Source organism: Altibacter lentus (assembly GCF_000746845.1).
Classification (GTDB): Bacteria; Bacteroidota; Bacteroidia; order Flavobacteriales; family Flavobacteriaceae; genus Altibacter; species Altibacter lentus.
In genome coordinates this window covers 1,232,589-1,245,928 of sequence record NZ_KN050846.1, presented here as the reverse complement: position 1 = coordinate 1,245,928, position 13,340 = coordinate 1,232,589, and the positions used below count along the sequence as shown (strand labels likewise).

General features: G+C 42.7%; 10 protein-coding genes and 1 tRNA gene. All 11 read left to right on the top strand.

Annotated features, from left to right (window positions below; genetic code table 11):
* Window positions 1-59: 59 nt before the first annotated feature.
* The 11 genes from JS40_RS05850 (at window position 60) to JS40_RS05800 (ending at window position 13,317) form a co-directional block, all read left to right on the top strand.
* Window positions 60-132, top strand: a tRNA-Trp gene (locus JS40_RS05850).
* A 28-nt stretch (window positions 133-160) separates the two neighbouring features.
* Window positions 161-349: a preprotein translocase subunit SecE gene (secE, locus tag JS40_RS05845; protein WP_034259090.1), complete on the top strand. Its 189-nt coding sequence runs from the start codon at window positions 161-163 to the stop codon at window positions 347-349.
* 5 nt (window positions 350-354) lie between these two features.
* The gene (gene nusG, locus JS40_RS05840) at window positions 355-909 is read left to right on the top strand and encodes a transcription termination/antitermination protein NusG (RefSeq protein WP_034259088.1); all 555 of its coding nucleotides are present in this window, start codon (window positions 355-357) and stop codon (window positions 907-909) included.
* 72 nt (window positions 910-981) lie between these two features.
* Window positions 982-1,419, top strand: a complete 438-nt coding sequence (rplK, locus tag JS40_RS05835; protein WP_034259086.1) for a 50S ribosomal protein L11 — start codon at window positions 982-984, stop codon at window positions 1,417-1,419.
* Window positions 1,420-1,440: 21 nt separating this feature from the next.
* Window positions 1,441-2,136, top strand: a complete 696-nt coding sequence (gene rplA, locus JS40_RS05830; RefSeq protein ID WP_034259084.1) for a 50S ribosomal protein L1 — start codon at window positions 1,441-1,443, stop codon at window positions 2,134-2,136.
* An 11-nt stretch (window positions 2,137-2,147) separates the two neighbouring features.
* Window positions 2,148-2,669 carry a 50S ribosomal protein L10 gene (rplJ, locus tag JS40_RS05825; protein ID WP_034259082.1) on the top strand — a complete coding sequence of 174 codons (522 nt, stop codon included), beginning with the start codon at window positions 2,148-2,150 and terminating at the stop codon, window positions 2,667-2,669.
* A gap of 56 nt (window positions 2,670-2,725) precedes the next feature.
* Entirely contained in the window at window positions 2,726-3,106 is a 381-nt protein-coding gene (gene rplL, locus JS40_RS05820) for a 50S ribosomal protein L7/L12 (protein WP_034259080.1), read from the top strand.
* 146 nt (window positions 3,107-3,252) lie between these two features.
* A complete protein-coding gene (gene rpoB, locus JS40_RS05815) occupies window positions 3,253-7,065 on the top strand; it encodes a DNA-directed RNA polymerase subunit beta (protein ID WP_034259078.1) in 3,813 nt (1,270 codons plus the stop codon).
* Window positions 7,066-7,189: 124 nt separating this feature from the next.
* Entirely contained in the window at window positions 7,190-11,488 is a 4,299-nt protein-coding gene (rpoC, locus tag JS40_RS05810; protein ID WP_034259076.1) for a DNA-directed RNA polymerase subunit beta', read from the top strand.
* Window positions 11,489-11,545: 57 nt separating this feature from the next.
* Complete coding sequence (locus JS40_RS05805) at window positions 11,546-11,866, top strand: DUF3467 domain-containing protein (protein WP_034259074.1); 321 nt, start codon at window positions 11,546-11,548, stop codon at window positions 11,864-11,866.
* Window positions 11,867-12,168: 302 nt separating this feature from the next.
* A complete protein-coding gene (locus JS40_RS05800) occupies window positions 12,169-13,317 on the top strand; it encodes an Ig-like domain-containing protein (protein ID WP_034259072.1) in 1,149 nt (382 codons plus the stop codon).
* The last annotated feature ends 23 nt before the right edge of the window (window positions 13,318-13,340 follow it).

Genomic DNA, 13,340 nt, shown 5'->3' with positions numbered 1-13,340 from the left:
TGCTTGATAAGTGAATCAAAAAAAAGAGTGATTGTTTTTGAGCTGGCTCTTTTTATAATACGGGTTTAGCTCAGTTGGTAGAGCACTGGTCTCCAAAACCAGGTGTCGGGAGTTCGAGTCTCTCAACCCGTGCAAGTAATAGTATTAATACCTTATACAAATGGTAGATTACATAAAAGAGTCTTATAACGAGCTAAAGAACCACGTAAGTTGGCCTACTTGGGCAGAAGCACAGCGCCTAACGGTGATTGTGGCGGTCTTCTCTGTAGTGCTTGCACTTGCTGTGTGGGGTGTTGACACTGTGTTTAGCAGAATTATAAGTCTATATTTTGAATGGATCAAGTCGTAACTATAATGACTGAAACAAAAAGTACAAAAAAGTGGTATGTCGTCCGTTCGGTAAGTGGACAGGAGAACAAGATCAAATCGTATATCGAATCTGAGGTAAAGCGATTGAATCTTGAAGATTATATTGATCAGGTTCTCGTTCCTACCGAAAAGGTGATTCAAATTCGCAATGGTAAGAAAGTGAACAAAGAACGTGTTTACTTTCCGGGATATATTATGATCCAAGCGAGTTTGGCAGGCGAGATTCCACACATCATAAAATCAATTAACGGTGTCATCGGGTTTTTGGGTGAGACCAAAGGCGGTGACCCCGTGCCACTCCGTCAATCGGAAGTGAATAGAATGTTAGGGAAGGTCGATGAGCTTACGGTCAAGGACGATAATGTAAATATCCCATACATCATAGGAGAAACCGTGAAGGTTATTGACGGACCGTTCAATGGTTTTAATGGTACCGTTGAGAAAATAAATGAAGAAAAACGCAAGCTTGAAGTTATGGTAAAGATCTTCGGAAGAAAGACTCCATTAGAACTAAGCTATATGCAAGTTGAGAAAGTTTAAATTGTTACACGCTATATAATAGGTTGTTTCTTTGGCTTCCACTATAGAAAAAACCGCATTAAAAATTAGAAAATGGCAAAAGAAGTAGGTAAAGTAGTAAAGTTGCAAGTTCGAGGAGGTGCCGCTAACCCGTCGCCCCCAGTTGGACCCGCTTTAGGTGCTGCCGGTGTGAACATTATGGAGTTCTGTAAGCAATTCAATGCGAGAACTCAAGATAAGCAAGGAAAAGTATTGCCAGTACAGATCACGGTGTATAAGGATAAGTCTTTTGACTTCGTCATTAAAACACCACCCGCTGCTGTACAGATCCTTGAAGCCGCTAAGACCAAAAAAGGTTCTGGCGAGCCACACATTAATAAGGTAGCAACGATCTCTTGGGATCAAGTTAGAGCGATTGCAGAAGACAAAATGCCCGATTTGAATGCATTTACCGTAGAGTCTGCTATGAAAATGGTAGCCGGAACTGCAAGATCTATGGGAGTGAAAATAAAAGGTGCTGCACCTTTTTAATCAAGAAAAAGAATCTATAAAATGGCAAGATTAACAAAAAAGCAAAAAGAAGCAAATGCTAAGGTAGAAGCGAAAGCGTATACCGTTGCTGAAGCTTCCGCTTTAATAAAAGAAATCTCCAACACCAACTTCGATCCTTCTGTGGACCTTGCGGTGCGTCTTAATGTAGACCCTCGTAAAGCGAATCAAATGGTGAGAGGCGTGGTGACCTTACCTCACGGTACAGGTAAAGATGTGAAGGTTCTAGCCTTGGTGACTCCAGATAAGGAGGCCGAAGCAAAAGAAGCCGGAGCAGACTATGTTGGATTGGATGAGTACCTCGATAAAATCAAAGGAGGTTGGACAGACGTCGACGTTATTGTCACGATGCCTAGTGTAATGGGTAAATTAGGTCCGTTAGGACGGGTATTAGGACCACGTGGTCTTATGCCAAACCCAAAGACTGGTACAGTAACAATGGATGTTGCTAAAGCTGTTTCTGATGTAAAAGCCGGTAAGATCGACTTTAAAGTTGATAAGACAGGAATCGTACATGCAGCAATTGGAAAAGCATCTTTTGATGCCGACAAGATTGCAGGAAACGCAAGAGAATTATTAACAACCCTCGTGAAACTTAAGCCTCAGGCGGCTAAAGGTGTCTACATTAAAAGTATTTATATGTCTAGTACTATGAGTCCTAGCGTGGAGATCGACACCAAAAGGTTTTCTGATCAGTAAAATTTGACAAAATGACAAGAGAAGAAAAATCACAAGTAATTGAAAATTTAACTGCACAGTTGTCTGAGAACCCTATTATCTATTTAGCAGATATTTCAGGGCTTGACGCGGGGAACACTTCAAATTTACGCCGTGCTTGCTTTAAAGCCGGAGTGAAGTTGGCGGTAGTTAAGAACACGTTACTTTCAAAAGCAATGGAAAGTTCAGATAAGGATTTCGGAGAATTGACCAGAGTACTTAAAGGGAACACTTCCTTATTGTTTTCTGAAACCGGAAACGCACCTGCAAAAGTAATCAAGGAATTCAGAAAAAAATCTGACAAGCCTTTACTAAAGGGAGCGTATATTGAAGAAGCGATCTATATTGGCGACGATCAATTGGATAGATTGGTGGACATCAAGTCTAAAGAAGAGCTTCTTGGCGATATCATCGCATTGCTACAATCACCTGCTAAGAATGTTATTTCAGCATTGAAATCGGGTGGCGGTACAATCGCAGGTATTGTGAAAACCCTTTCCGAAAGAGAAGGATAATACATTAGCACTAATTAAATTATATAAATTCAAAAATTATTTTAAAACGATAGAAAATGGCAGATTTAAAAGATTTCGCAGAACAATTAGTTAACTTAACAGTAAAAGAAGTTAATGAGTTAGCTACTATATTAAAAGATGAGTACGGTATCGAGCCTGCTGCTGCAGCTGTAGCTGTTGCTGCTGGTGGTGGTGCTGCCGGTGGTGATGACGCTGCTGAAGAAAAGTCGGAATTCGACGTAATTCTTAAAGCAGCCGGAGCTTCTAAATTAGCAGTTGTAAAACTGGTAAAAGAACTTACCGGAGCTGGTCTTAAAGACGCTAAAGAATTAGTTGATAATGCTCCTTCTCCAATTAAGGAAGGTGTGTCTAAAGACGAAGCTGAAGCGTTAAAAGCTCAGTTAGAAGAAGCTGGAGCTGAGGTTGAGCTTAAGTAAGCTCCCTACGTTCCAAACCTTAAGGTTTAGGTCTTCGGTCCCGATCAAAATCGGGATGGAAAGACCTAAACCATTTTGCGTATATAGAGGTTGATTATTTCCAGTATACGCACTCACAGTTTTTTTAATTAAAATTCCGTCCATAGATGTCAGCAACGCAAACTGAAAGATTGAATTTTTCCTCTGTTAAAAATAAGCCGGATTATCCCGACTTTTTGGACATTCAGATCAAATCCTTCCAGGATTTCTTCCAATTGGAAACCAAATCAGAAGAAAGAGGTAATGAAGGGCTTTATAAGACCTTCTTGGAGAATTTCCCAATTACCGACACCCGTAACCAATTTGTTTTAGAGTTTTTAGATTACTTTGTAGACCCGCCACGGTACTCCATTCAAGAGTGTATCGAGCGTGGACTTACCTATAGTGTGCCCCTAAAAGCACGTCTAAAACTATATTGTACAGATGAAGAGCACGAAGATTTCGAAACCATCGTGCAAGATGTGTACTTGGGTACTATTCCCTACATGACTCCAAGTGGTACGTTCTGCATCAATGGTGCCGAACGCGTTGTTGTTTCACAGTTGCACCGATCTCCCGGTGTTTTCTTTGGTCAATCGTTCCACGCCAACGGAACCAAGTTGTACTCTGCCCGAGTCATCCCTTTTAAAGGATCTTGGATAGAATTTGCTACCGATATCAATAGCGTAATGTACGCCTATATCGATAGAAAGAAAAAATTACCCGTAACCACACTTTTTAGAGCCATTGGTTTTGAACGGGATAAGGATATCTTGGAGATCTTCGATCTTGCTGAAGAAGTAAAGGCTTCCAAAACAGGTCTTAAAAAATACCTGGGACGTAAATTGGCGGCCCGTGTGTTGAAGACTTGGCACGAGGACTTCGTGGACGAAGATACAGGCGAAGTGGTTTCCATTGAACGTAACGAGATCGTTCTAGATCGTGATACGGTATTGGAAAAAGAACATATCGATGAGATCATCGATTCTGGTTCAAAAACCATCTTGCTGCATAAAGAGGATAATCACTTAGCAGACTACGCGATTATTCACAACACCTTGCAAAAGGATCCTACCAATTCTGAAAAGGAAGCGGTAGAACATATCTACAGACAATTACGTAACGCCGAACCACCCGATGAGGAAACCGCTCGCGGTATCATCAACAAGTTGTTCTTCTCAGACCAGCGCTATAACCTGGGCGAAGTTGGACGTTACAGAATGAATAAAAAGTTAGGTCTTGATATTGCCATGGATAAGCAAGTGCTTACCAAGGAAGATATTATTACCATTGTGAAATACTTGATCGAATTGATCAACTCCAAAGCAGAGATCGATGATATTGATCACTTGTCTAACCGACGTGTTAGAACTGTAGGTGAGCAATTATCACAGCAATTTGGTGTAGGTTTGGCACGTATGGCTCGTACTATTCGTGAGCGAATGAATGTACGTGATAACGAGGTGTTCACGCCTATTGATTTGATCAATGCGAAGACCTTGTCTTCTGTGATCAATTCTTTCTTTGGAACGAACCAGTTGTCGCAATTCATGGACCAGACTAATCCGTTGGCCGAGATCACACATAAGCGTAGACTTTCAGCCTTAGGGCCCGGAGGTCTGTCGCGAGAACGTGCCGGATTCGAGGTACGTGACGTTCATTACACGCACTACGGAAGACTGTGTCCTATTGAAACACCGGAAGGACCAAACATTGGTCTGATCTCTTCACTTTCAGTGTATGCGAAAGTGAATAACCTAGGATTTATCGAAACACCGTACCGCAAGGTAACCGATGGGAAGATCGATCTTAAGAACCAGGCGACGTATCTTTCCGCAGAAGAGGAAGAAGAGAAATTGATCGCACAAGCAAACATCCCGATCACCGATGACGGAACGATCGATACCGATAAGGTAATTGCGCGTATGGAAGGTGACTTCCCGTTAGTAGACCCAAAAACGGTTCACTATACAGATGTTGCTCCAAACCAGATCTCTTCCATCTCTGCATCCTTGATCCCATTCTTGGAGCATGATGATGCAAACCGTGCCTTGATGGGATCGAACATGATGCGTCAGGCGGTACCATTATTGATCGCAGACTCTCCTATTGTAGGAACAGGGTTGGAGCGTCAGGTAGCTTCAGATTCTCGTGTATTGATCAATGCAGAAGGTGACGGAGAAGTAGAATATGTAGATGCCAATATGATCACCATCAAATACGACCGTACCGATGAAGAGCGTATGGTAAGTTTTGACGGCGACAGCAAAACATATAATCTTGTAAAATTCAGAAAGACGAACCAAAGTACTTCCATCAATCTAAAACCTATCGTTCGTAAAGGAGATCGGGTGAAGAAAGGACAAGTACTGTGTCAGGGATACGCGACCGAAAAAGGCGAATTGGCACTGGGTAGAAATATGAAAGTAGCCTTTATGCCGTGGAAAGGGTATAATTTTGAGGATGCGATCGTTATTTCTGAAAAAGTAGTTCGGGAAGATATCTTTACTTCAATTCATATCGACGAATATTCTTTGGAAGTTCGTGATACTAAATTGGGGAATGAAGAATTGACCAATGACATTCCAAACGTTTCTGAAGAGGCCACAAAAGACCTTGATGAACACGGGATGATTCGTGTGGGTGCCGAAGTGAAGCCTGGTGATATTCTTATCGGAAAGATCACACCTAAAGGGGAGAGCGACCCAACTCCTGAAGAGAAATTACTACGCGCCATTTTTGGCGACAAGGCAGGGGATGTGAAAGATGCTTCGTTGAAGGCATCACCATCGCTACGCGGTGTGGTGATCGACAAGAAATTGTTTGCACGTGCTATTAAAGACAAAAGAAAAAGAGCAAAGGACAAAGAGGATATTGCTGCACTGGAAGCAGAATACTACGCTAAGTTTGATGCTTTAAAAGATGTGCTGGTTGAAAAGCTTTTTGCCATTGTAGGTGGAAAAACGGCTCAAGGAGTTATGAACGACCTTGGTGAAGTGGTATTCCCGAAAGGTAAGAAGTATACCTTGAAAATGCTAAATGCAGTCGATGACTATACGCATTTGGTAGGAGGTACCTGGACCACAGATGATGAGACCAACGCGTTGGTAGCAGATCTAATGCACAATTATAGAATTAAGGAGAACGATCTTCAAGGAAACTTACGTCGTGAGAAATTCACGATCTCTGTTGGAGATGAACTTCCTTCCGGAATCTTAAAGCTTGCTAAGGTATATATCGCTAAGAAGCGAAAACTAAAAGTAGGGGACAAGATGGCGGGACGTCACGGGAACAAAGGTATTGTTGCACGAATCGTTCGTGAAGAAGACATGCCGTTCTTAGAAGACGGAACTCCTGTAGACATCGTACTGAACCCGCTTGGGGTACCATCACGTATGAACATTGGTCAGATCTATGAAACGGTTCTTGGATGGGCCGGTCAAAAATTAGGGCGTAAGTTTGCAACCCCAATCTTCGACGGAGCTACCTTGGATCAGATCAACGAACTCACAGACGAGGCGGGGATCCCTAGATTTGGACATACGTATCTATTTGATGGTGGAACTGGGCAACGTTTCGATCAACCGGCAACCGTTGGGGTGATCTATATGTTGAAACTAGGCCACATGGTAGACGATAAGATGCACGCACGTTCTATTGGACCTTACTCGTTGATCACACAGCAACCATTGGGTGGTAAAGCTCAGTTTGGAGGTCAGCGTTTTGGAGAGATGGAAGTTTGGGCATTGGAAGCCTATGGTGCATCCAGTACACTACGTGAAATATTGACGGTAAAATCTGATGATGTTATTGGAAGAGCGAAAACCTACGAGTCTATCGTAAAAGGTGAAGCAATGCCGGAACCGGGTCTGCCAGAATCTTTCAACGTGTTAATGCACGAACTGAAAGGTCTTGGATTGGATATCAGATTAGAAGAGTAAGGAATATTCCTTTCCGTTGTCTTCCGAAGAAAAAGGAACGAGAACGGAAAGGACATCCAACCCTTCAACCGGAGTGAAAAAACACTCCAAAAACAAATAAAAACAAAGCATAGTATACAGCATTATGGCAAGAAATAAAGAAAACACAGTGCAGAAATTTAATAAGATTTCTATTGGTTTAGCTTCTCCCGAATCCATTTTAGCGGAATCACGTGGAGAGGTCTTAAAACCTGAAACGATCAACTACCGTACGCACAAACCAGAGCGTGACGGACTTTTCTGTGAGCGTATTTTTGGTCCTGTAAAGGATTACGAATGTGCCTGTGGTAAATATAAGAGAATTCGCTACAAGGGGATCGTATGTGACCGTTGTGGTGTAGAGGTGACCGAAAAGAAAGTACGTCGTGACCGCGTGGGGCATATCAACTTGGTAGTTCCCGTTGCGCACATTTGGTACTTCCGTAGTTTGCCTAACAAGATTGGATACCTTCTTGGATTGCCTTCTAAGAAGTTGGACATGATCATCTATTATGAAAGATATGTTGTTATCCAGCCCGGTATTGCAAAATATGAAGACGGAGAACCTGTGAAGAAGATGGATTTCTTAACGGAAGAAGAATATCTGGCGATCCTGGATACACTTCCACAGGAAAATCTGTACCTAGAAGAAAGCGACCCAAACAAGTTCATTGCAAAGATGGGTGCAGAGTGTTTGATCGATCTTTTAAACCGTATCGATCTGGACCAGTTGTCGTACAACTTACGACACAAGGCGAATAACGAAACCTCAAAACAACGTAAAACCGAAGCTTTAAAGCGACTTCAAGTAGTAGAAGCTCTTCGGGATGCAAATAAGAACCGTGAGAATAAACCGGCCTGGATGATCATGAAGGTCATTCCTGTGATCCCGCCGGAATTGCGCCCGTTGGTGCCATTGGACGGTGGTCGTTTTGCGACTTCCGATCTTAATGATCTGTACAGACGTGTGATTATTCGTAACAATCGTTTGAAGCGACTGATGGAGATCAAAGCACCGGAGGTGATCCTTCGAAATGAGAAGCGAATGCTTCAGGAGTCTGTAGATTCTTTATTCGACAATACACGTAAGTCTTCTGCGGTGAAAACCGACAGCAACCGACCGTTGAAATCACTTTCAGATTCATTAAAAGGGAAACAAGGACGTTTTCGTCAAAACCTTTTAGGAAAGCGTGTGGATTATTCGGCACGTTCGGTGATTGTGGTAGGACCCGAATTGAAATTGTTTGAATGTGGTCTTCCTAAAGATATGGCAGCCGAGCTGTACAAGCCATTTGTGATCCGTAAATTGATCGAACGAGGGATTGTAAAAACTGTGAAGTCTGCAAAGAAGATCATCGACAAAAAAGAACCTGTTGTTTGGGACATTCTGGAGAATGTGTTAAAAGGACATCCGGTGTTACTTAACCGGGCTCCTACACTTCACCGTTTGGGGATCCAGGCATTTCAGCCAAAATTAATTGAAGGAAAAGCAATACAATTACACCCGTTGGTGTGTACTGCGTTCAACGCCGATTTCGATGGTGACCAGATGGCAGTGCATTTGCCGTTAGGACCGGAAGCGATCCTCGAAGCACAATTGTTAATGCTCGCATCTCACAATATCTTGAACCCTGCCAACGGATCTCCCGTAGCAGTACCTTCTCAGGATATGGTATTGGGATTATATTATATGACCAAATTGCGTAAGTCGACACCAGACATTAAAGTGAAAGGTGAAGGCCTAACATTCTACTCTGCCGAAGAAGCGATCATTGCTTACAACGAGAAGAAAGTAGAATTGAACGCAGAGATCAAGATACGAACCAAGGATTTCAACGAGCAAGGAGAACTTGTGAACCAGATCATCACAACCACATTAGGTCGTGTGATCTTCAATGAGCAAGTGCCGGAGGAAGCCGGTTATATTAATGAAGTATTGACCAAGAAATCCCTTCGGGATATCATTGGTCGTATTTTGGAAGTAACCAGTGTTCCTGCTACTGCGACTTTCTTGGATGAGATCAAAGGCTTAGGATATAAGTTCGCGTTCGAAGGGGGATTATCTTTCAGTTTGGGAGATATCATTATTCCTGAAGAAAAGCAAACCATGATCGATGATGCCAATTCTCAAGTAGAGGGCATCATTGCTAACTATAACATGGGATTGATCACCAATAACGAACGCTACAATCAGGTAATTGATATCTGGACCGCGACCAACGCCGAGTTGACCGAACTGTCTATGAAGCGTATTCGTGAGGACCAACAAGGATTCAACTCTGTGTACATGATGCTTGACTCCGGAGCGCGTGGTTCGAAAGAACAGATCCGTCAGTTGACCGGAATGCGAGGATTGATGGCCAAGCCAAAGAAATCGAACTCAGGTGGCGGAGAGATCATTGAAAACCCGATCCTTTCGAACTTTAAAGAAGGGTTATCCATTCTGGAATACTTTATTTCCACACACGGTGCTCGTAAGGGTCTTGCAGATACCGCATTAAAAACGGCCGATGCAGGTTACTTGACCCGTCGTTTGGTCGATGTGTCGCAGGATGTGATCATTAATATCGAAGATTGTGGTACGCTACGAGGAATTGAAGTTTCTGCTTTAAAGAAGAACGAAGAAGTAGTAGAATCACTTCGGGATAGAATTGTGGGTCGTACTGCATTGAACGATGTGTTCAATCCGTTGACAAAAGAATTGTTAGTGGCTTCCGGAGATCATATTTCTGAAGCGGTCGCTACCAAGATCGAAAGTTCACCGGTAGAAAGTATCGAGGTGCGTTCGGCATTGACATGTGAGGCGAAAAAAGGAATATGTGCTCAGTGCTACGGAAGAAACCTGGCGACCAATAAAATGGTACAGCGAGGAGAAGCCGTAGGTGTTGTGGCAGCGCAGTCTATTGGAGAACCTGGAACCCAGTTAACGCTTCGTACGTTCCACGTGGGAGGTATTGCAGGGAACATTTCCGAAGAAAACAAACTGGTCGTTAAATTTGACGGGATTGCAGAGATCGAAGAATTGAAAACTGTAAAAGGGGAAGATTCTGATGGAAAGACGGTAGACATTGTGATCTCTCGTACTTCAGAAATAAAACTCGTTGACAAAAAGACCGGTATTGTATTAAGTACCAATAACATTCCTTACGGATCGACCATTCATGTAAAAGATGGTCAAACCGTAAAAGCAGGCGATGTTGTGTGTCAATGGGATCCTTATAACGGTGTGATTATTTCAGAATTTGCAGGTAAGATCAAATACGAGAATATCGAGCAAGGGATCACGTACCAAGTGGAGATCGATGAACAGACCGGATTCCAAGAGAAGGTAATTTCAGAATCAAGAGATAAGAAAAAGATACCAACCCTACAGATCCTTGGGAAGAAGGACGAAGTGATTCGTTCGTACAACCTTCCTGTGGGAGCTCACTTGATGGTAGATGACGGCGATAAGATCAAGATCGGTAAGATCTTGGTGAAGATCCCTCGTAAATCGGCCAAGGCAGGTGATATTACAGGAGGTCTTCCACGTGTGACCGAGTTGTTCGAAGCTCGAAATCCGTCGAATCCTGCTGTAGTAAGTGAGATCGATGGTGTGGTTTCCTTCGGAAAAATTAAACGAGGAAATCGCGAGATCATCGTAGAATCTAAGCTGGGTGAGTTAAAGAAATATTTGGTGAAATTAAGTAACCAGATACTGGTGCAAGAGAACGATTACGTTCGTGCCGGAATGCCTTTATCTGATGGTTCTATCACTCCTGAAGATATCTTGCGAATCAAGGGGCCTTCGGCGGTACAACAGTATTTAGTGAACGAAGTTCAAGAAGTATACCGTTTACAGGGTGTAAAGATCAACGACAAACACTTTGAAGTTGTGGTGCGTCAAATGATGCGTAAAGTACAAATTGTAGATTCCGGGGATACTACGTTCCTAGAGAATCAATTAGTACACCAGGATGATTTCATTGAGGAGAACGATAAGATCTTCGGGATGAAAATTGTTTCCAACGCAGGAGAATCGGAAAATTTGAAAGAAGGTCAAATGATAACTTCCAGAGAATTGCGTGATGAGAACTCTATCCTTAGAAGAGCCGATAAAGCTCTGGTGGAGGCACGTGATGCCGAAACTGCAACGGCAACTCCAATTTTACAAGGAATCACCCGAGCTTCCTTACAGACAAAATCATTTATTTCGGCGGCTTCCTTCCAGGAAACCACTAAAGTATTGAACGAAGCGGCTGTAAGCGGTAAGGTAGATGATCTTGAAGGATTGAAGGAGAATGTAATTGTAGGTCACAGAATTCCGGCCGGAACAGGTATGCGTCGTTACGACCATATTATTGTAGGCTCTAAAGAAGAGTTGGAAGAAATGACCCGCGAGAAGCAGGAAGTTAATTATAACTAATAAGAACAATACGAGCGCTCTACGGAGCGCTCGTCTTTTATAACATAGTATACGAGTATGGCAGATCAAAAAAAACCAAAACAGCAACAAGGGCAGATCAATATCGAATTGGATGAGACCGTTGCCCAAGGGATCTATAGCAACCTGGCGATCATTAATCACTCTGTTTCAGAATTTGTAGTGGATTTTGTCACGATCATGCCCGGTGTGCCAAAGAGCAAAGTAAAGTCTCGAATTATATTGACACCACAGCATGCAAAACGGCTGGTAAAGGCATTGAACGACAATGTGCAGCGTTTTGAAAAAGCCCATGGGGAGATCAAGGACTATCAACAGCCTTCGATTCCTATAAATTTTGGCCCCACAGGCGAAGCATAATTTTAAAACCTCACTTTTTGTGAGGTTTTTTTATACCTCTTCCTTTCACCTTTAGTATTATTCACCGGACTATTTCCCGAAAATAAAGTTTAAACATTACCTAAACTCGAGAAAAAAGCATGTTAAAAACTTCTTTTCTCATGTTATAAAATGCATTTAAACGAGTTTATCGCATCTTACAACGAATATAACATTCTGTCTAGTAGGAAAATACTTCATTTGTTATACATTTGTCTCAAATCATAAGAGCCCCAATTGGTTATAACACCAATTCTTGTGACGAGTACCCAAATACCCTACTTATGAAAATAACTGTACCTACCATTCAGTCTGGCACATCATATTTGGTGATCCTAAGTTTCAGTTTCTTGTTACTTACCGCCATCGGTCTTGGACAAACCCAAGCGCCTTCTGTAACGAATGGTGTTACTTTTCAATGGGACGACACTCAATCGCTCTCAACCGATCCCGCTACATTAAGTTCTATTACCATCAATGGAGAGGTATTCCAATCTATTGCAGCACCTTCTTCCTATGCTTTGACCCGATTGGGACCCAATGGGCATAGTCCTAATAAGGTAATTAGAAATGGGACAATCATCAATAATTCCAGTGCTACCATAAATTGGTCGGTAGATGCATTGGCTGCTTTTCAAGATAAAAATCTTAATCATTATTTTCAGGCCAATCCAAACGGCAGGGATATTTGTAATGACTTTTCCGCAGTAAGCACAACCGATGCGCAACTCCAATCGCTCTATTACAACCCTGGGATTCCTTCCAACCAAGGAGGAATCATTGCGATTACCGAACGGAACGCCAACAATTGTTATTACATTGCTGTGTATGGAACACCGGTAGGAGGAGGTGCGCAACAGTTCTTGGGAGATACTTTTGTGCGATCGTATCCTACAAACCAAAGTGGTCCTTTGTTCAATGCACCTCCCGCCGGTGTAGATTACTGGAATTCGGGAAGAGTAGTGGAGAATAACGGAACCATAGGTATCGCTATTTTCTTATTGGAGGATCTGGCCCCGGTTGGATCTGTAATTACCCGAGTCGACCTCCTTGCTTCAACCGCAGACCATGGTGATGGAAAATTTTTCATCCTACAACGCTACGCGGTTCCTAAGACGGAAAGAAGTTGTATGAATGAAGAATTCAACGGAACTGTGGATGGGATTAATATACCCAATGGTTCTACATTTTCACTTGCCTCGGGACCCACGCCGGCAGGACAATCTTTCACATTTAATCCGGATGGCAGCTACTCCTATGTTCCATCTGTTGGCTTTACAGGGGATGTAACTTTTGATTATTCGGTATGTTTGCCGGCTCCAAATGCAGGAACCTGCGATACATCCACAGTCACCATAACATATGAGTCCGGACCGGGAACAGGATGCGAATGTTCCTCTGGTAATGCAGATGCCCCGCTCTTACAAAATTAAATACGCTTGTGTTAAAACATATT

Excerpts from the sequence above, each read along its gene's own strand:
- rplL (WP_034259080.1), top strand. The coding sequence starts at position 2,726 with ATGGCAGATTTAAAAGATTTCGCAGAACAATTAGTTAACTTAACAGTA.
- secE (WP_034259090.1), top strand. The coding sequence starts at position 161 with ATGGTAGATTACATAAAAGAGTCTTATAACGAGCTAAAGAACCACGTA.
- JS40_RS05800 (WP_034259072.1), top strand. The coding sequence starts at position 12,169 with ATGAAAATAACTGTACCTACCATTCAGTCTGGCACATCATATTTGGTG.
- nusG (WP_034259088.1), top strand. The coding sequence starts at position 355 with ATGACTGAAACAAAAAGTACAAAAAAGTGGTATGTCGTCCGTTCGGTA.
- rplK (WP_034259086.1), top strand. The coding sequence starts at position 982 with ATGGCAAAAGAAGTAGGTAAAGTAGTAAAGTTGCAAGTTCGAGGAGGT.
- rplA (WP_034259084.1), top strand. The coding sequence starts at position 1,441 with ATGGCAAGATTAACAAAAAAGCAAAAAGAAGCAAATGCTAAGGTAGAA.
- JS40_RS05805 (WP_034259074.1), top strand. The coding sequence starts at position 11,546 with ATGGCAGATCAAAAAAAACCAAAACAGCAACAAGGGCAGATCAATATC.
- rpoC (WP_034259076.1), top strand. The coding sequence starts at position 7,190 with ATGGCAAGAAATAAAGAAAACACAGTGCAGAAATTTAATAAGATTTCT.
- rplJ (WP_034259082.1), top strand. The coding sequence starts at position 2,148 with ATGACAAGAGAAGAAAAATCACAAGTAATTGAAAATTTAACTGCACAG.
- rpoB (WP_034259078.1), top strand. The coding sequence starts at position 3,253 with ATGTCAGCAACGCAAACTGAAAGATTGAATTTTTCCTCTGTTAAAAAT.